Raw genomic sequence first — 19,769 nt, 5'->3', positions numbered from 1 at the left:
AACTAGGAAGCATTTAAATACCCTAGTCTAGTTCCAAGGAGTTACCATGACGGTCGATCTCGCTCCATTTCGTAGTCACTTTCCTTCATTAAGCCAAACTCACGCGGGGAAACCCTTGGTTTTTTTTGATAATCCTGGCGGAACGCAAGTGCCGCAACAGGTTATTGGCCAGATGACCGATTATTTGCGGCGCTCGGTTGCCAATACCCATGGCGCGTTTTTAACCAGCCAGCGCACTGATGCGGTCATTGATGAATGTCACGCTGGGCTGGCGGCCTTGCTCGGTGGTGAGCCCGATGAGATTGTGCTCGGGGCCAACATGACATCGCTCACCTTTGCCCTGAGCCGTTCGTTGGCTCGCGAATGGCATGCTGGCGATGAAATTATTCTGACCACGCTCGACCACGATGCCAATGTTACGCCATGGTTGCTTGCCGCCGAAGAGCGTGGTGTAACCGTGCATTTTGTTGATCTCAATCCTGATGATTGTACGCTGCTGATGAGCGACTTCGAGCGCTATCTCTCGCCGCGCACGAAGTTGGTAGCAGTGGGCTGGGCCTCGAATGCCTTTGGCACAATTAACGATGTGCAAACCATTGTGCAGCAAGCGCATGCAGTTGGCGCGTTATGCTTTGTCGATGCAGTGCAAAGTGTGCCGCATCTTCCATGCGATGTTAAAGCTTTGGATGCTGATTTTGTGGCATGTTCGGCCTATAAATTTTTTGGCCCGCATGTTGGCGTACTCTGGGGCAAACGCGAACATCTGGAGCGCTTGTTTGCCTATAAAGTGCGGCCTGCGCCCGAAAGTTTGCCAAGCCGTTGGGAAACTGGCACTCAGAATTTTGAAGGCCAAGCTGGCATTAACGGCGCGTTGGAATATCTCGGTGGCTTGGGCGTGGGCTATATGGAGCACTACGATGCCCAATTAGGCGATATTTTTGGCCAACGAGCAGTGTTGCTGGCCGCAATGTATGCAATTGCCGAAGCTGAACAAAGCCTTGGTCACTATCTGATTCAAGGGTTACAAACGCTCAAAGGGGTGCAATTGTATGGTATTTTGGAACCTGAACGCAGCCATTTGCGCGTGCCAACCGTGGCTTTTCGCCTAGCTGGGTTTACCCCGCAAGTGATTGCCCAAACCCTAGGCAACGAGGGCATTTGTGTTTGGGATGGCCATTATTATGCCTTGCGCGCCGTTGAACGCTTGAAGTTGCTTGATCAAGGCGGCATGGTGCGTGTTGGCTTGGCCCACTACAACACCCGTGCTGAGATCGATCGCATGCTAACCGTGCTTGAAGCAATGTAGGCTTTGGCAAAAATCAAAAATCCCGCTCATTGCAAAAATGAGCGGGACTTTGCTGTTTAACACTTAAATTTGCTTGGTTTTGGTTTGTTCTTGCTGGGCTAATTGGCTGCGCACCGCAATCAATTCGCGGAAAGCACGCAAAATAACCGAGAGTTTGGCTCCAGTTGGGTTGCCTGCCACCCGTGGACGATGGCCATTGATCGCCACTTCTTCGAAGCGAAAGCCTGCCCGTTTGGCACGTACCAAAAATTCAGCGCTAAATGTTGCGCCGCGTGATTGAACTTCATTTTTAAGCGTATCGACCACGTGGCGTTGCATCAATTTAAAGGCACAATCAATATCGCGGGCGGTATAGCCAAACAACAACGTGACCAAACGGCTCCAGCCCCAGCCATTTAAGCGCCGCATCAGTGGGTCGCGCCGTGGCGAGCGATAGCCAACCACCAAATCTGCTTGATCAATTTTGGCCAACAATTTGGGCAATTCGCCAAGGTCAAATTGGCGATCAGCATCGGTAAAAAAGACCAAATCGGTTTTGGCGCTGGTGAGGCCTGTCCAAACTGCCGCACCATAGCCTTGGTTAACGTCATGATCGACCAAGCGGACATGGGGATAGCGGGCTTCCAATTCACGCACAACTGCCGCAGTGTTATCGCGGCTGCCATCGTTCACCACAATCACTTCATATGTACGGCCAAGGCTTTCGAGGGTATTGACGACTTCCTCAACCATGGCTGGAATGTTTTCAGCTTCGTTATAGGCGGGTAAGGCCACCGTGATGCTTTTCACGTTGAGAACTCCCATTGTTCGCAGATAGGGTTAAGTGCAGCCCTCCACGCATGGGCTTGCAAGCGACTATTGTAGCATAAAGCCTTTTACTGCTATTAAAGCGAACATTTGTGTTTACTTTTAGGATTTTTAACGGTATAGTTAAGTTTGGGTAACCGATAGTAGCTTTTGGGTGATTACCAAGGAGTGAAACCAATGTGTGGACGCTATTCGATCACTGCTGATGGCCAACAGGTTGCGATGCGTTTTGGGGTGCAAGTGGCGGGTGATTGGCAAGCACACTACAATGCAGCGCCAAGCCAACATTTGCCAGTCATCCTCAACAGCGATCCGCAGAGCGTGCAATGGTTGCGTTGGGGTTTAGTGCCGCATTGGGCCAAAGATCCCAGCATTGGCAATAAAATGATTAATGCTCGCGCCGAAACCTTGCTCGAAAAGCCCAGCTTTCGTGAGCCATTGCGCAAACGGCGTTGTTTGGTGCTAGCCGATGGCTATTATGAATGGCAGGCAACCGCCAAGGGAAAACAACCAATGCGCTTTGTGCTCGACGATGGCCAACCATTTGCCATGGCCGGTTTGTGGGAAGAATGGCATGGCGGTGAAACGCCTTTGGCAACATTTAGCGTGATTACGACCTCGGCTAATGCCATGGCTGCCGCAGTTCACAATCGTATGCCAGTTATTCTTGACCCCGAAACTGAACGCGATTGGCTGAACCCGGAGATCGATGTTGCTGATTTGCTGCCACTGCTCACGCCATTCGCTGGCGAAAAAATGAGCGTCTACCCAGTTTCAACGCGGCTCAACTCGCCAAGCAACGACGACCCTAGCCTGATTGCCCAGGTCTAAATTGGGTTGCGATTAACTACGAAGCAACCAAACTATGGTCAGGGGATTTGCATAGGACTATAGTACGGGCTATACTAGGAGCGAGCGTAATAAGCGCGATGATTTAACTGGGCGTAGGAGTTGCTCTATGCAAGCACGCTGGTTTGCTTATTTGCCGCCGTATATTGTTCCCCGATTGCTTGACCAACGTGCCTCCGCTGCCACCCAAACCACCAAACATGGTCAAGCAGTCGTGCTTTTTGCTGATATTGCAGGCTTTACGCCGCTCAGCGAAGCGCTTGGCCACCATGATCAGCATGGCACTGAAACCCTGACCCGTTGGTTAAATCGTTGTTTTGCCCCGCTGATCGACGTGATTGAGCGCTTTGGCGGCATGATTAGCAATTTTGGCGGCGATGCAATTACTGCCCTGTTTCCGATCAATCAGCCCCAGCGTGCACAGCGCGTAGCTGCCCGCGTCGTGCGCTGTGCGCTCGAAATGCAACATTTGATGCAGCAATTGGGCGCAATCGAGATTCAAGCAACCAGTTGGCGTTTAACCCTCAAAATTGGCATTGGCGCTGGCCATGTGCTCTATACCACAGTCGGCGATCCAAGCAAGCGCTGCGTTTCAGTGGTTGGTGGCTCAGCCTTGTTGCGTTCCGCCGAGGCCGAAAATCAGGCCCGCTCTGGCGATGTGGTGGTCGATTGCGACTCGCTTGATTGTAATTTTTTTAAAATCGAGCCAATTAATCAACGCTTTAGCCGCGTGCTTGGCCTAGAACAGACCGTGCGCGCTCAGCCAATTCGTTGGCCCGAACCAATTACGCCGCATCCTCCCGCTCAATTCGATGCCTATCTCCACCCCACAATTGCCCAACAAGTGCGTGAAGGTCGCACAGCTTTTATCAACGAACGACGCTCGGTTACGTTGTTGTTTGTTAATTTCGATGCTCCCGATTATGATCGCGATCCATTTGCTGCCGAGCGCCTCAACCAATATTTTCGCGACGTGTTGCGCATTGTCGAGCGCTACGCTGGCTATCTGAATAAAGTTGAAGTTGGTGATAAAGGCAGCAGCTTTTTGGTTTTGTTTGGTGCGCCTGTTGCCCACGAAAACGATAGCGATCGGGCTGCGCATTGTGCCCTAGAGCTACGCGCGTTGCCTGAATTCGAGGCGCGGATTGGCATTAACACCGGCTTTGTGTTTTGTGGCCTGATTGGCTCAGAGCGTCGCCAAGAATACACGGTCATTGGCGATACAGTTAATTTGGCAGCCCGTTTGATGCAGCAAGCTGGCCAAGGCCAAATCTTGCTCACTGAAGCCACCCAAGCTACGCTTAGCTCCACGTTTTTAACTGCACCATTGCCAGCAGTGCGAGTCAAAGGCCGCAGCGAATTGGTCGAACTGCACGAATTAACCGATTTGCGCCAAACCGCAATTCGCGGCCAAGAGCCAATGTATGCCTTGCCAATGGTTGGCCGTAGCCAAGAATTACAGTTTGTTGGCGAATTGCTGAGTAAAATCAAGCAAGGCCAAGGCCAGGTTTTGGGCATCACTGGCGAGGCTGGCATGGGCAAATCGCGGCTCGTGGCCGAAATTCGGCGGATTGCCCGCGCCCAACGGGTGGCGGTTTATAGTGGCGAATGCCTCTCGTATGGCACAACGATTAGCTATTTGCTTTGGCATAATTTGTGGCGTTCGTTTTTTAATGTTGACCCTGAGTGGCCGCTGGATTTGCAGATGTTGCAGTTGCGGGCGCAATTAGCATTAATTGATCAAGATTTGCTGGATTGGATGCCACTGCTGGCGAGTGCGTTGCGCTTGCCAATTCCCGATCAATCATTAACCAAATTGCTCGATATTAAGTCGCGCAAAATGTTGCTTGAATCGTTGCTGGTGGATTGTTTGCGCTATCGAGCCAACGAAACGCCACTTTTGCTGGTGCTTGAAGATTGCCATTGGATCGATTCGCTCTCGAATGATTTATTGGCGCGAATTACCAACGCAATTCGCGATGTGCCAGTCTTGATTGTTCTAGCCTATCGCCCATCAGCCGAGCGCGATCAAACAATGTGGCACGAGTTACGCCAACTTGAACATTGGACAGAAATTGAGCTGCAAGAATTTACCTTCGATGAGACTGCCGAATTAGTGCGCCTGAAAATTAAACAACTCTTGGGCAATCGCCAAGTACCTTCCGAGCAACTTGTTGGCAAATTGACCGAGCGCGCCCAAGGCAACCCATTTTATATCGAAGAATTGATCAATTTGGTGGTTGAACGTCAGCCCAATTTGAGCGACCCCAAAGCCATGGCCCAACTCGATTTGCCCGACAGCTTGCATCGTCTGATTATCAGCCGCATGGATCAGCTTGAGGAGACGACCAAGCATACACTCAAAGTAGCCAGCGTGATTGGGCGTTTGTTCAAGGCCAATTGGCTCTGGGGCGCATATCCCCAACTTGGTAGCGCCGAGCAAGTGAAACAGCAACTCAACACACTTAGCCGGATGGATCTTACGCCGCTTGATCGGGCTGAACCAGAGCTTGAATATCTCTTTAAACATGTGGTAACCCAAGAAGTTGCCTACCAAAGCCTGCCCTTGGCAACGCGCGCCGAGCTGCACGAGCAGGTTGGCGATTATTTGGTCGAAACCTATGGGGTTGAAGGCGCAGCCGATTTGTTGGCCCATCATTATGGCATGAGCAACAATCTCGATAAACAGCGCAACTATTTTCGCAAGGCTGGCGATGCTGCGGCGGCCCGTTATGCCACTGACGTGGCTTTGAGCTACTACGAGCGCTGCCTGCCCTTGCTCGAACCGCGCGAAAGCTTGGATATTTTCTTTGCAATGGGCGAGATTTACAAGCAAATTGGGCGTTGGAATGAGGCCGAAACGATCTACCAGCGCTTGTTGAGCCATGCTCAACCCCAAAACCAAGTGGCTGCGTTGGCCAGAGTTTGGTATGAAATTGCCGATGTTCAAAGCAGCCAAGGCCTGCATAATGTAGCGATGCAAAGCGTCCAATCGGCTTTGCAATATGCCAAACAAGCCCGCGATCAGCGCGCTCATTGCGACATTTTGCAGCGCATGAGCTGGATTGCCAGCTTTCAAGGCCAACTCCACGAGGCTTGGCAAACCAGCGGATCGGCAGTCACCATTGCCCGTGATGCTGACGATTTGCATAGTTTGGCTTTGGCGCTCAAAACCCATGGCTATATGAATGTGTTGCAGGGCCAATTTAGCAGCGCCAAAGCGCTATTTGCCGAAGGCTTGGCCTTGCACCGCCAGCTTGGCCAGCGCGAAGCTGAAGGCCGCATGTTGAATGTGATGGGCGAAGCAGCTCGCCACCGTGGCGATTTTCAACAGGCTGTTGCGTTATATCAACAAGCCCTGCTGATTGGCCGTGAGTTGCGCAATCCTGAATCTTTAATCATGTATTTGAGCAATTTGGGTGGCGCACTGGTTGGGCTTGGAACCTATGAAACCGCGATTGCAACCTTAAACGAAGCCTTTGATTTAGCGCGTAGCACCACATGGTATGGCATCGCCGAAACCCATCGTTTTCGGGCAGAGGCTGCGCTTGGTTTGGGCTATCCTGATGAGGCGATTCGACATATTCTTCAAGCGCATCATGCTGCTCGCGAGCGTCAACAAAGCCTCGAATTATGCGCTGCTTTGCGGGTTTTGGGCAGTGCACTCAGCCAATTAAATGAGCCAATCCTGTTGCCCGCAACCCTGCCAACGACCGCCCAAGCCTGCTTTGAGCAAGCCATGCACATGGCCGAAACCAGTGGTTCGCAGGCTGAAATTGCTGCAATCCACGTTTCCTTGGCCGAAGATTGGCAACGCCAGCAGCAGTCAGCCAAGGCTCGCCACGCATTTCAGCAAGCCTATGCGATCTATGGCCAATTGGGTATGGATGCCTTCCAGCAACGGATCGCCAAGTATATTTAGCTGTTCCATTGATCAAACAGCCGAGGGTTATTCCTCGGCTGCTTTATTTAACGAGTTGTGAGCTATGGAATTTTAGTTGGTGGCGCGAATTACCGCTGGCAAGAACACGCGCCAAGTTGCAACAGGCGTTTCTGTGGTGGTTGGCGTATTGGTCGGAATTTCTGTAGGTGTATTGGTTGGTGTATTCGTTGGGGTTTCAGTTGAGGTCGCGGTTGCTGTTGGTATTGGCGTGTTAGTCTCGGTTGGGGTTGGGGTATCGGCGACCAACGAGGTAATTGCCAAAATAACTCCGCCCACATAATACACATCACCAGTACTTGATGCACTAATAGTAGCCTCCGTTTGGCCTGGGCTAGTCAAATCTGATACATCATAGGTATCAAGATCCAAGCCGCCCATGCTGCCGGGGTTGCCTGCGAGTTGCGGCAGATCGCCAGCCGTCGAAACTGAATTGCCGAAATATGAGCGGCTGCTATTCATTATATTGTTGCCAGGATTTTGGGCATTACTCAACAGATTGTTATTAAACTGAATTTGATCACCAGTGCTCGTATTATTGCCTTCGTAGCCAACGATGGTGAGGTTGCTGGTGCTACTGCTTGGAACATTAAAGCCAGTCAGGGTGGTTACAATGGGACTGCCACCTGAGACTGCCACCATTGTATCGTGAATAATAATCGTGCGATTAGGTTGGGTCGCGTCGGCATAGACCACCACCAACCACCAAGCGGCAAACATATTTGCATCGTTTAGATTTGCCAATTCAGTGCTTGCCACGCCGCTGACCCGATAGGCACCTGAGCCATGTTGTTGAATGTAGGTTGTAACATCAGCAACCGATTGGTACGAATTTGTGCCGATAATATCGGTGTTAAGTGCGGTAACTTGCAGGCTATTGCCTTGATTGAACTCGATCGTTGCGTTTGGATCGCCAGTTTTCCCCGCACCATTCCAGCGGGCTGCCCAATAAAGATAGGCTTGAGTCACATTGGCAGCGTTAGGGATGCCCAAGCGAGCTGTGCTGCGGGCTTGGGCATTAGTTAAACTTGTATTTGCTTGAGCCTGGCCAACTGCTGGCGAATCGGCCCGCCAAAATACATCGATCGCGCTGTCTCCGGTATTGGTTCCACATGCGCCGACTGTACCAACGACTGGAGCAACGGTTCCGGTTGCACAATCTTGGCCAAGCGTGTTGCCAATGACGACCACATCGCCACGCTGCGTCATATTCACACGAGGATTCGCCTCAGGTGCTGCATTGCTTACTGCTGACGCGTGAAATAGGCTACTGCCAAGCGCAATCACATTCAGCAAAAGCACGCCAGCAATGAGCCTCAAGTGATTTGGGTGCATCAACGAAACTCCTTAGAGCCTAAATTATTCACGGAAATTTCTACTTATTATCGCCCAATTAGCCAGTAAAAACCATCACCAACTTTTATTGCAAACTGAATCCAGCCCTTGACAGCGCCCAAAACCAATTTATACTCAATAACATACTAACCGGTCAGTAATTTATTATCAACGAGGATAGCAGGATGCAGCAGCGCCATGGACGACGAATTTTGATTGTTGGCGGCGGGATTGCGGGCTTGACATTAGGCTATTGGCTTAAACAATATGGCGAGCAGCCCACGATTATCGAGCAAGCACCTCAGCGCCGCGATGAAGGCTATGGCATCGATTTTAGCGGCAGCGGCTGGGATGTGGCGCAACGCATGGGTATTTTGGCTGAATTAGCAAAGCGCCAAATTCAAGTCGAATCAATGATCATCAAAAATAGCCATGGCCAAACCGTGGTGCAACGGCCCTTGGCTCCCTTGCGCGAAGCCTTGCCGCACCCAATGCTGCACCTGATGCGGCCAGAATTAGAGGCGGTTTTGGCCGCTGCCTTGCCTGCTGATGTTCCTGTACGCTACGCCACCACGCTTCTCGATTTGCAACAGCATGCTGAGTATGTTGAAGTACGTTTTAATGACGGCAGCAGGCAGCAATTTGATTTGGTGATTGGCGCAGATGGAATTCATTCGCAAACTCGCCAGCTGGTGTTTGGCCCCGAAAGCCAGTTTGCTCAGCCATTGGGCTATACCTTTGCAACCTTCAAAATCCCCCAATTGGCCGATTATGGCGCGAATGCTACGATGTTGATTGAGCCGCAACGCCAAGCTACAATCTATCCCGATCGACAGGGTGGTTTTTTGCTGATGCTGGCCTATCGCAGTCAGCAAACTCGTTTGCCAGCGCCAGATCAACGCAAGGCCATGCTCCAAGCTGCCTATCGCGGCGCTGGCTGGATTATTCCACAATTGATCGATTCGATTAACCATGAAAGTGCCTTTTATTGCGATGTGATCAGCCAAATTCGTATGCCGCGCTGGTCGCAAGGACGGGTAGCCTTGGTCGCCGATGCTGCCCATTGTTTGACATTAATTTCTGGGCAGGGCGCGGCCACAGCCATGGGCGGAGCGTATGTGCTGGCCGACGCATTAGCCAAAACCGCCGATCATCAAGCAGCTTTCCACGCCTACGAGCAGCGCATGCGACCCTTTGTTGAGCGCAAACAGGCAGGCGCATGCCATGTTGCCCTGACCTTTGTGCCGCGCACTTGGTTGGGTGTGCAACTCACGCGCTTGGTCATGCGTGCCGCATTTAGCCCCAGCTTGGCCCGCACAATTGGCAAACGGATTGGCTTTGATAGCGTTTTGGCAATGGCCTAATCGTTCGCTTGATGGATAGATTTTATCTGATTTATCGACCATACTAGCCACATGAATTTGGATGGAGTAGGCTCAATGGATGCTAGTATGGAACTCAATCTGAATCAATCTAGCTTGCAAACAGCGTTTCAGAATCTGATTGATCGTGATGATCTCGCTGGTTTTATCGCGCTCAGGCAAACTGTTGCTACTGATTCGCTCCAGATGTTTGAGCAAATGGATCTCTTGCATGATGCCGTTTTTGCCCGAAGCGAATCGATTATCCGCTACTTGCTGGCAAATGGCTATGACCCGAATACTCATGCCAACCGCCATGGCTATACTGCATTGCATTGGGTAATCTTTGATCAGTTTCATCATGATCTGTTTACTGGGGAGCGTCGCCTTTCGTATTGGTGCGATGATTGGATGCCGATGCTTCGGCTATTAATTGCATCGGGAGCTGATGTCAATCAATTGTGTTATACGGGTTATACACCCCTTGATCATGCCGAAAAGGTGAGTCTTTATGATGCCATTGCGATCTTGCGGGCTGCTAAAGGGCTACGTGCTGAGGAATGCTCGCCGCAGCAGCGTTGCCACTGGTTTCGACGTGAAACAAACTTAGATAACCAGCCAATTCCAGTACTGGTTGCGCAACTCCAGGCTGAGGGCCATTATGCGTCCACCAATCTTCCGATGCTCGCTTGTTTTGCCTTGGCGAAGCAGGTTAATTCCAGCGTTGCGACGTTTGAACTGATTCGCACCGCATTTAATACGATTAGCCATCCTGAGGAATGCCGCTATTATAACGATATTTCCCAAGATATTGGCGAGTTTTTGCTGTTGTCGTGTTATGCAAGCGCTAACCCCGCAGCTCATGCCTTGGCTAATTATTTAATTCAAGCCTACTCTCACCAAAAGCAACAAGCTTTTCTGTCCCATGTAGCAAAGCTTGATTTTGCTGCTTGCAACGCTAATGATTATGCCGAGGAGTAGCCATGATGGAGTTTGATAAGTCTGTATTGCCTATGCCAACGGTTGGCCCACGCCATCCCGATTGGAATCCTATGCAGCAGTATAGCTGGATTCGTTATCATCTCGCGCTGAATGATTGGCTTGAACTGACAGATATAGATCAAACCCGCCTTACCGATGTGACATGGTATCCTGTCAATGAAGCTCCATTACTCGATCTTGCGCTTCAGCGGAATTGTGGCATTGGAATGCAATGGCTTTTAGGCCATGGCTATGCTGTAAATGCGCCGCTGACCGCCGATGGTGATCGTCCGTTGCAACGGGCAATTTTCCATGCAGTGCGCTACACTCAGACTATAGTTAGCCTCATTCGCCAACCAATGGCGCTGGCAGCATATCCATCAAACCATTTGATCAAAATCCTCCTCAATTATGGAGCCGATCCAAGCCTTACCAATGGGGCTGGTCTTAGCAGTTGGGATTATGCCATCCAACTTGGTCATTGGGATGCGCTCCAGCTTTTTGCTAATTCACAACACTAGCCGTATGGGCGTAAACCCATTGATTAACACGTTTTATCACGCTATTGATTTTTCAAAAACGTTTCAGTATGCTACTATCCAAGCAATATAATTATTAAGGATATAAAACAATGAGCAAAACTGAACGTGAGAAAATGTTAGCTGGCGAATTATATGTGGCGGCTGATCCCGAATTACAAGCGCTCTCGTTGCGCAGTCGGCACTTAAGCCGCCAGTTTCATGCAATCGAGCCGGGCCAGCCTGAGCAAGCACGGGCCTTGTTGAAGCAATGGTTTGGCGAAATTGGCGAGCATGTTTGGGTCGAGCCGCCATTTTTCTGTGATTACGGGGCACACATTCGCTTAGGCAATAATGTTTATTTCAACGCCAACTGCGTGATTCTCGATTGCAACTACATCACAATTGGCGACAATACGATGTGTGGGCCTGCGGTGCAAATTTATGCAGCCAGCCATCCGTTGCTCGCCAGCGAACGCATTAAAGGCCCAGAACTGGGTTTTCCGGTGACGATTGGCAAAAATGTTTGGATTGGCGGCGGCTCGATTATCTGCCCAGGCGTGACGATCGGCGATAACACCACAATTGGCGCTGGCAGCGTGGTAACCAAAGATATTCCGGCCAATGTATTTGCAGCGGGCAATCCCTGCCGCGTCATCCGCGAATTGGCTGATCCCGCAGCCAGCGAATAGGCGTATAATACAAAAAACGGCTTTTTCAATGCCAGCGTCAGTTGATGCTGGCGTTGTTGTCATATTAATTAAATCACAATGGATGCAGCTTATGACTGATATTCTGACTCAAGCATTGCCCGAATCATTTCAACTTGGCTCAATGCGCATTTTTCCAAACATGGTGCTGGCCCCAATGGCTGGTGTGACCGATTCGGTTTTTCGGCGGTTGGTCTTGTCGTTGGGTGGTTGTGGCTTGGTTGTTTCCGAGATGACCAACGCAGCCAGCGTTTCGCCCAAAGCCATGAAACGCCATCGCTTGCTCGATTATCTGCCTGAAGAACGGCCAATCTCGATTCAGCTTTCGGGCAATGACCCAGATTTGGTGGCGACTGCGGCGCGCTTTGTTGAAGAGCTTGGCCCAGATGTGATTGACATAAATTGTGGTTGCCCTTCGCCCAAAGTCACTGGTGGCGGCCATGGCTCGGCCTTGCTCAAAGATTTGCCCAAAATGCAACAAATGCTCAAAGCAGTCCATGCAGCAATCAAGATCCCCTTTACGCTCAAATTTCGGGCAGGCTGGGATGAGCAAACGCTGAATTATATTGATACTGCCAAAATTGCCGAAGATGCTGGTTGTGCTGCGATTACCCTACACCCACGCACCAAAGTGCAAGGCTATAGCGGCGATGCTGATTGGTCGCGAGTTGCTGAGGTTGTGCAGGCGGTTTCGATTCCGGTGATTGGTTCGGGCGATGTGCGCACGCCAGCTGAGGCATTGGCACGTTTGGAGCAAACTGGCGTTGCAGCGGTGATGATTGGGCGGGCTGCTATGGCCAATCCATGGATTTTTCGCCAAATTGCCCAACTACGTGCTGGCCAAGCGATGTTTGTGCCAACGCCGAGCGATAAGCGTGATTTGCTGGTGCGCTATGTTGATATGTGTGCCGAAACCATGGTCGAGCGCCAAGCGCTGGGCAAACTCAAGCAATTGATTGGTCAATTTAGTATTGGCCTGTATGCCAGCAACCAATTACGCCGCGATGTACAACGCGCCAACGAAATTGAAGCCGCCAAAACGATTATTCATGGGTTCTTCGAGCCGTTTATCAGCGGCGCGGTCGAGGCCGTCGAAGTACCCGACGAAATCGCCGTGATCAAAGAAGGTTGCGAAAACGGCGCGAATAATTAGCCGCAAGATGAAGTCAAAAGGCAGAAATCAAAAATCAAAAGCCAATAGTCTAAAAAGAAGCCTAGCATTTTAACGCAGAGAAGAGAGGTCTATTGGCCGGAGGCTATTGGCTATGGGCGCAATAATCTGAACCAATCTGTGTTCATCTGTGGCAAAAAATAAGCATCATTCGTGTAATTTGGGCAATTCGTGGCGAAAAAAGCATCGTATTTAATGCAGAGAAGAGAAGGCTATGGGCTATTGGCTATCGGCTATTTGGAACATTATTCGTGCAATTCGTGCAATTCGTGGCCAAAAGAAACCCAATCTGAGTCAATCTGTGCCAATCTGTGGCCAAAAAACTGTTCCTTCGCGACCTTCGCGGTTACTTTTCCTTTGCGGTTTCTGACCCCTTATGGGCTACCCAACTAGCATGCGAGGCTTATACACCATGCTCTTGAATCAAACAAGAAAGTTGATAGGCAACTTCTTCGATTGAATCGCCATAACAAACCCACTTCTCGCCTTCGAAACTGGCGCTTGCTTCCCATTCGCCGCGATTCTCGTTAAGATAGATTTTTGGGGTAAATGAAAAACCAAATTCAGCCCATTGATTGTTATAGCGTGGTCGTTGCACAAAATAGGGAATCAACTGTTCGATGCTTGTATCCAAGGCAGGAAATATGCGATTCATCGTAGTTGCTCCTTTAATCCAGATCAATTGGCGGTGGATTGCGAAGCATGTGAAGCAAATTTTGCGCTGCTTCAGCGATGCTATTGCCATATTCGATCCAACCCCAGCCATGCAATGAAGCCCCGCTTTGCCATGAATAGGCCTCATTTTCCGCGACATTCCAGTTATTTGATGAAAATCTGAATCCAAAGCTGGTTGGCGCATTAAGATTTAACGGCGGTATCTCTGGGTATATTGGTGGGTCATAACAAATCTGTGCTAGTTCTTCTAAGGTCTGAGTGAAGCCGGAAATATCGCTCAAAACACACCTCCCTTGCTGCTTATTGCGGTTGCTGATCATTATAACCAATCAATTGCAACACAATTTGTGGCTAAAAAAGCATCGAATATCTAAAGCAGAGGCACAGAGAAGAGAGGGCTATGGACTGTTGGCTATCGGCTATCGGAACATTATTCGTGCAATTCGGGCAATTCGTGGCCAAAAGAAACCCAATCTGAGTCAATCTGTGCCAATCTGTGGCCAAAAAACTGTTCCTTCGTGCTCTTCGTGGATCAATCTTCGCTGCTTTGGTAGTTTCTGATCCCTTATGTTCTATGTTCTATGCTCTATGTTCTATGTTCTGCGACAGCCCTTGACACAGCCTTGTGCGATACTAGCAGCAGAAAGACCAATGACATGCACAATCTGCTCAGGTATAATAGCAACGAAACCGGTGTAGCACAGCGACGCTGTGTGTTATGCTCAATGCGAGGTGGCTCATGGAAGAACCAGAATACGCTCCTGAACTTGATCCTGAACATGAACAGGCCGCTGGCTGGCGTGGTTTCAGCACTTTAGGGCTTTTTCTCGAAGAAGATGGCTGGTATCCGCAGCGCGTCGACGATCGGCCTGCCTATCGCATGCACTACCAAGGCGCAAATGTCGATATTCGCTGCTTGGCCCAAATTAAGCTTGAACAAGAACAATTGTTAATTTATGCCTATGCGCCAATGAAAGTGCCAGAAGATAAACGCTCGTTAGTGGCTGAATATTTAACCCGTGCCAATTATGGCTTGCATATCGGCAACTTCGAGCTTGATTTTAACGATGGCGAAGTGCGCTTCAAGAGTAGCCTTGATTTTGAAGATGAAACATTAACCTTTATTTGGATTCGCAACACGATTTATCCATCGGTGCATCTGATGAATCGCTATTTCCCTGGCTTGATGATGGTGATGTATGGCGAGAAAACGCCTGCTGAAGCCATTACGGTCATCGAACAATAGGCAATTCAACCCCTTGCCCAAGCAATTTGAGCAAGGGGTCGTTGTTTTAGCCAGCTTGTTTGGCAATGTTCAAGCGTTGGTTAATCACTTCCAAGGCTTGTTGGTCGGCCAACATCAGAATTTTGTCGTTGGCTTGTACCCGCGTATTGCCACTGGGCACAATTGTTTCACGCCCGCGTCGAATCAACACCACTAAAGCGCCGCGTGGCAGTTGCAATTCCATAATGTTGCGCCCAGCTAAGCGTGCGTCATCAGGCACAACCACCTCGTAAACGGTACTTTCGGGGCTGATCTCAGGAATAAAATCCAAGGGCTTGCTATTGATTTGAATCTCATGCGAGTGAAGTTTGAGCTTATCAGCCACCCAACCAATGCTCATGCCTTGCACTGTAACCGAAGCTAGCACCACAAAGAAGATAATGTGGAACAGTTTGTTTGCCTCAGGAATGCCCGCAATCAGCGGGAAGGTTGCCAAGACAATTGGTACGGCTCCCCGCAAGCCAGCCCAAGCAATCATCACACGTTCGCGGATGTTGAAGCGCGTGAAGCCCAAGGCAATAATCACGCTGAGCGGGCGTGCCACAAACATCAAGAACAGCGCTAATAATATGCCGCTGCCCATTAACGGTGGTAGTTGCGATGGAAACACCAGCAGTCCCAAGGTCAAGAACATGGCAATTTGCATCAGCCATGCTATCCCTTCGTGGAAGCGAATTAAGCTACGGCGGTGGATAATTGGCCGATTGCCAACCACCAAGCCTGCCACATACACAGCCAAAAAGCCGTTGCCATGCACCAAAACTGCCGCGCCATAGACCATAATCGTCATGGTCAAGGTCAAAACTGGATAGAGGCCATCTTGCAGCCGCAGCCGATTGATCAACCATGTGATCAGAAAGCCACCCAGCCCGCCGATAATCACCCCCAAGGCCATTTCCATCACGAATTCGACGGCCAAAGCTCCAACCGAATGGTTGCTACTGGTCAGGAAACTGGTCAAACCAATTGTCAAAAACACAGCGATTGGGTCATTGCTGCCCGATTCAAGCTCAATCAGCGACTCAACTGGTTCTGGGAGACGCACGCCACGGGTTCGCAACACATTGAACACAGCGGCAGCATCGGTCGATGAGATAATTGCGCCGAGCAGCAACCCAACCAATGGCGGCAAATCGAACAGCCAAACTGCAACTGCAGCCACCATCGTGGCGCTAATCATCACCCCAATATTGGCCAGCAATAAGCCAGGCCCGATAATTGGCTTAATTCGGTTCCAATGGGTTTCAAGCCCACCAGAAAACAAAATATAGATCAGCGCCACAATTCCAACAACTTGGGCAATTTTTACATTATCGAAATAAATATCGCCAGGGCCATCAGAGCCAGCGAGCATGCCAATTCCCATAAATAGCACCAACGCCGGAATGCCCCAGCGATCAGAAACGGTGCTGACCATGATGCTTATTAGCACCAAACTTCCTGCAATGACAAAAATGCTTTCTGTGCTCATTGGCCTCCTTTTGAGCATGATGATGCTCGACGACTATTCTTCCCGCAAGGCTAAGGCTGGTGAGGTACGCCCCATCTTCCAAGCTGGATACAACCCAGCCAAGAGCGCTGCCACGACGGCAACAATCAAGGCTTGTAACAGCAGCTGGGGATCAAGGATGAGCTGCATTGTCCAGCCAAATGATCGTTTGTTGATCACATAGACCAAGACGACTGCCAAAATTAAGCCAACTGGCAACGCCAAGAGTCCAGCAGTCAGCCCCATCAAACCAGTTTGGCTGAGCACACTCAACCACAATTGGCGCGGGGTCATGCCATTGGCGCGTAAAACTCCGAGTTCGCGGCTTCGTTCTAATTGTAAGGCCATTAAGGCACTTAAAATGCCGATGAAGGCAACAATTGTGGCCAATAGCTGCAAAACCGCAGTAATTGCAAAGGTTCGGTCGAAAATTTCGAGGGTGCTTTGGCGCAAAACTTGGTTCGATTGCACTTTCAAATCTTGAATTGGCGCAGCCAAGGCCTGAATTTGGCCAATCGTGGTGGCACTGTCTGCATTCTCAGCTAGCCAAATGGTGATCGAATGCACAGTATCAACATCCCAATATTTGGCAAAATCACGCCGATTCATCGAAATATAGCCCTGATCCGAGGCGTAATCGTAGTAGACTCCGGCGATGGTAAATTGCTGTGGGCCGCGCTGAGTTTGCAAGGTAATGCTATCGCCAAGCCCACGGCCATAGCGATAACTAAATGGCTCGGAAACCCAGACTTGGCCTTGTTCAGCAAAGCCTTGCCATGCCCGCTCAGCATCAGTAATAAAGCTCAAGGCCCGTTTGCTCAATTCAGGGTCTTGATAATTGGCAACGGTTAATTGAACTGGCCCAAGCTCACTTTCGACCCGCAGATTGAGCAACGTCGTCAGCGAGGCAATATTTGGCAATTGACTGATTTGCTCAACCAAGCCCAAATCAATCGGCGTATCAGCGCGATTAGCACTCAGGCTGGGCGCAGAAACAAAGACATCTGCTTGCAACGATTGATCAAGCCAGCGCACAACTGTCGTGCGAAACGAGCCAATCATCGTGCCAGCCCCAACCGTGACCGAAACTGCGACCATCAAGGCGGCAATTGCTACGCCAGTGCGGCTGAGCGCGGCCACCACATCGCGGGCGGCCATCTTGCCAAGCAGGCCAAACATGCGGTTGAGGGGAATTTGCAGCAATTTCATCATTTGCAAGGTAACAAACGGCGTGAACAAGGCACAGCCAATGATGATGCCAAACATGGCCGTAAAACTGAGAAATAAGCTGCGTGATGGCAATTGCAGCAAGGCCACACCTAAGCCTGCCAAGCCCAAACCTGCCAAGGTCAAACGCGGCACAATTTGCTTAATGCGCTCCTCGATTGATGAGCGACGCAGCACGGTACGCGGTGGCGAGAACATGGCTTCGAGCGCTGGAATGCTGGCTGCAATTAACGTCGCGCCCAAGCCCAGCCCAAAACCTTTGAGCAATTGCATTGGGTCGATGCTAATATTTTGCACATTGACGCTGAAATAGAGATCGTTGATCGTTTGCGTGACCAAACGCACCAAGCCACGCCCAAGCACAATCCCCAACAACACACCAAGCACAGCGCCGATGAGGCCAATGGCGGCGGCCTCAAGCAAAATTTGGCTAAATAGCTCGCGCCGTGTTACGCCCAATGAGCGCAAAATGCCAAACAAGCCGCGCCGTTGTACCACCGAAAAGGTCATGGTGTTGTAAATTAGGAAAACGCCAACAATTAACGCCAATAAACTCAGCGCTTGTAAATTGAGTTCGAAAGCCCGCGTCATCTGTTGCAGAGTTTCGCTGCGCGCAGCGGGTGTGCTGAGGGTCGCATCAGCAGGCAATAACGGCTTGATCTGCTCAAGGATTGCTGCGCGTTGTTCCTCAGGCAAAATCAAATCAATGCGACTAATGCGATCGGGCTGGCCAACCAATTCTTGGGCGGTCGAAATATCAACCAGAATCAAATCGGCCAGCGCTTCTTGGCTCAATTGGTCGTTGCCAGTAATCAAGCCGATAATCGTAATGCTGCGGCGTTGGCCGTCGATGCGCGTTTCTAGGGTTTGGCCGACCGTTAAGGCCAAGGTTTGGGCGGTTTGGGTCGAAATCAAGCCCGTATTTGGCTCAGTCAAGAGCGCTTGCAAATCAGTTTGGTTGTTGAATAAGGTTGCTAGATACGGACGAAACGGCATCTCAGCAAATGGATCTATCCCAAATAAGCGAAATGAACGCCCTGGCTGGTTGGGTAGGCTAATCGTGCGATCAACCACGGGGGCAACGGCTTTGAGCTGCAGATCGGTGCGCAATTTGGCGTATAAATCGCTGGGCAGGCCATTTTGCCCTGCCAGAATTTGATCGGTGGTTTTGCCGGTGACGCTCTCAGTCGAAAGCATAAAGGCGCGTTGGGCGCTACCATTGGCCAAATCGATGGCGATGACGACCGCAACGCCCAAGGCAACGCCTAAAATTGCCAAGAGAACTTGAGCTGGGTGGCGCAGCAAGTAGCGCAAACTACTGCGATAGAGCAACTTCATAGCGCAACCTCGGCCAACGAATGCTCAACCAATTGGCCATCAACCATGCTCAACACGCGATCGGCGCGGCGGGCTACTTCCAGCGAGTGAGTGACCATCAACAGAGTTTTGCCTGCTTGGCGGCTCATTTCATCAAGCAAATTGAGCACTTCTTCGCCGGTTGTGGCATCTAAGTTGCCGGTTGGCTCATCGGCGAGAATCAAGAGTGGGTCGTGGGCCAAGGCGCGGGCAATCGCAATCCGTTGTTGTTCGCCGCCAGAAAGCTTATCGGGGTAGACATCGCGACGATCAAACAGATGCACGCGGCGCAATAATTCATAGGCGCGTTCGCGTTGGGCTGCGGTGAGTCGTCCGGCCAATTCAAGCGGCAGTAGCACATTTTCCTCGACGCTGAGGGTTGGAATCAAATTGAAAAATTGAAACACAAAACCAATGTGTTGCCGCCGAAAAAGCGTGCGTTGATGCTCGTTAAGCTTGCCTAGCTCAATTCCATTGATCGTAATGTTGCCAGAGCTTGGGGCATCGATGCCGCTTAAAATATTCAATAAGGTTGATTTACCCGAGCCAGAACGGCCAAGCAAGGCAATCACTTCGCCTTGCTGAATCTGGGCGTTAATATCGCGCAGCACCAGGCGCTCTTGGCCAGCCTCTTGAAACGATTTTGTAACATGGTCAAGATTAATTAATATTTTTGGCATATGTTCCTACTTAATCGGCACCGAATGTGCTATGCTAGTGCGTAGGGAGTTTGGGTTATTGCGCTTAAACTGTAACACT

16 protein-coding genes are annotated in these 19,769 nt (G+C 50.4%); 9 read left to right on the top strand and 7 right to left on the bottom strand.

Translation table 11 applies throughout. The features are described from left to right. Positions 1 to 46 precede the first annotated feature (46 nt). A complete protein-coding gene (locus C5S61_RS03025) occupies positions 47 to 1,306 on the top strand; it encodes a cysteine desulfurase-like protein (protein ID WP_110513641.1) in 1,260 nt (419 codons plus the stop codon). Positions 1,307 to 1,369: 63 nt separating this feature from the next. Here C5S61_RS03025 and C5S61_RS03020 read toward each other — a convergent pair whose 3' ends face one another. Further along, entirely contained in the window at positions 1,370 to 2,095 is a 726-nt protein-coding gene (locus tag C5S61_RS03020) for a glycosyltransferase family 2 protein (protein WP_110513640.1), read from the bottom strand. A 195-nt stretch (positions 2,096 to 2,290) separates the two neighbouring features. On the opposite strand from C5S61_RS03020, the gene C5S61_RS03015 reads away from it, so the two are divergent. Continuing rightward, positions 2,291 to 2,944: an SOS response-associated peptidase gene (locus C5S61_RS03015; RefSeq protein WP_110513639.1), complete on the top strand. Its 654-nt coding sequence runs from the start codon at positions 2,291 to 2,293 to the stop codon at positions 2,942 to 2,944. 127 nt (positions 2,945 to 3,071) lie between these two features. Beyond that, positions 3,072 to 6,884 carry an adenylate/guanylate cyclase domain-containing protein gene (locus tag C5S61_RS03010; protein WP_110513638.1) on the top strand — a complete coding sequence of 1,271 codons (3,813 nt, stop codon included), beginning with the start codon at positions 3,072 to 3,074 and terminating at the stop codon, positions 6,882 to 6,884. Positions 6,885 to 6,956: 72 nt separating this feature from the next. Here C5S61_RS03010 and C5S61_RS03005 read toward each other — a convergent pair whose 3' ends face one another. Next, positions 6,957 to 8,237, bottom strand: coding sequence for a DUF3344 domain-containing protein (locus tag C5S61_RS03005; RefSeq protein ID WP_110513637.1), 1,281 nt, complete (start codon positions 8,235 to 8,237; stop codon positions 6,957 to 6,959). A gap of 185 nt (positions 8,238 to 8,422) precedes the next feature. On the opposite strand from C5S61_RS03005, the gene C5S61_RS03000 reads away from it, so the two are divergent. From C5S61_RS03000 to dusB, 5 genes are all read left to right on the top strand, one after another. Continuing rightward, entirely contained in the window at positions 8,423 to 9,601 is a 1,179-nt protein-coding gene (locus tag C5S61_RS03000; protein WP_110513636.1) for an FAD-dependent monooxygenase, read from the top strand. Positions 9,602 to 9,805: 204 nt separating this feature from the next. Then, positions 9,806 to 10,579, top strand: coding sequence for an ankyrin repeat domain-containing protein (locus tag C5S61_RS02995; protein ID WP_164689191.1), 774 nt, complete (start codon positions 9,806 to 9,808; stop codon positions 10,577 to 10,579). A 2-nt stretch (positions 10,580 to 10,581) separates the two neighbouring features. After that, positions 10,582 to 11,100, top strand: coding sequence for an ankyrin repeat domain-containing protein (locus C5S61_RS02990; protein WP_110513634.1), 519 nt, complete (start codon positions 10,582 to 10,584; stop codon positions 11,098 to 11,100). A 110-nt stretch (positions 11,101 to 11,210) separates the two neighbouring features. Next, on the top strand, positions 11,211 to 11,789 hold the full coding sequence (locus C5S61_RS02985; protein ID WP_110513633.1) for a sugar O-acetyltransferase: 579 nt from the start codon (positions 11,211 to 11,213) through the stop codon (positions 11,787 to 11,789). A gap of 91 nt (positions 11,790 to 11,880) precedes the next feature. After that, a complete protein-coding gene (gene dusB, locus C5S61_RS02980) occupies positions 11,881 to 12,960 on the top strand; it encodes a tRNA dihydrouridine synthase DusB (RefSeq protein WP_240614409.1) in 1,080 nt (359 codons plus the stop codon). Positions 12,961 to 13,381: 421 nt separating this feature from the next. Here the strand turns inward: dusB and C5S61_RS02975 are convergent, their stop codons facing one another. Further along, a complete protein-coding gene (locus C5S61_RS02975; RefSeq protein ID WP_110513632.1) occupies positions 13,382 to 13,633 on the bottom strand; it encodes a hypothetical protein in 252 nt (83 codons plus the stop codon). A gap of 13 nt (positions 13,634 to 13,646) precedes the next feature. After that, a complete protein-coding gene (locus C5S61_RS26555) occupies positions 13,647 to 13,934 on the bottom strand; it encodes a hypothetical protein (protein WP_124033368.1) in 288 nt (95 codons plus the stop codon). Positions 13,935 to 14,392: 458 nt separating this feature from the next. On the opposite strand from C5S61_RS26555, the gene C5S61_RS02970 reads away from it, so the two are divergent. Beyond that, positions 14,393 to 14,899: a YbjN domain-containing protein gene (locus C5S61_RS02970; protein ID WP_110513631.1), complete on the top strand. Its 507-nt coding sequence runs from the start codon at positions 14,393 to 14,395 to the stop codon at positions 14,897 to 14,899. A gap of 46 nt (positions 14,900 to 14,945) precedes the next feature. Here C5S61_RS02970 and C5S61_RS02965 read toward each other — a convergent pair whose 3' ends face one another. The 3 genes from C5S61_RS02965 to C5S61_RS02955 are packed head-to-tail and all read right to left on the bottom strand — an operon-like array spanning position 14,946 to position 19,690. Then, positions 14,946 to 16,409, bottom strand: a complete 1,464-nt coding sequence (locus tag C5S61_RS02965; protein ID WP_110513630.1) for a potassium/proton antiporter — start codon at positions 16,407 to 16,409, stop codon at positions 14,946 to 14,948. Between the two features lie 33 nt (positions 16,410 to 16,442). After that, positions 16,443 to 18,992: an FtsX-like permease family protein gene (locus C5S61_RS02960; protein ID WP_110513629.1), complete on the bottom strand. Its 2,550-nt coding sequence runs from the start codon at positions 18,990 to 18,992 to the stop codon at positions 16,443 to 16,445. Next, complete coding sequence (locus tag C5S61_RS02955) at positions 18,989 to 19,690, bottom strand: ABC transporter ATP-binding protein (protein ID WP_110513628.1); 702 nt, start codon at positions 19,688 to 19,690, stop codon at positions 18,989 to 18,991. The genes C5S61_RS02960 and C5S61_RS02955 overlap by 4 nt, the downstream gene beginning before the upstream one ends. Positions 19,691 to 19,769 lie beyond the last annotated feature (79 nt).

The organism is Herpetosiphon llansteffanensis (assembly GCF_003205875.1).
Taxonomy (GTDB): Bacteria; Chloroflexota; Chloroflexia; order Chloroflexales; family Herpetosiphonaceae; genus Herpetosiphon; species Herpetosiphon llansteffanensis.
This window is presented reverse-complemented; position numbering and strand designations above follow the sequence as displayed.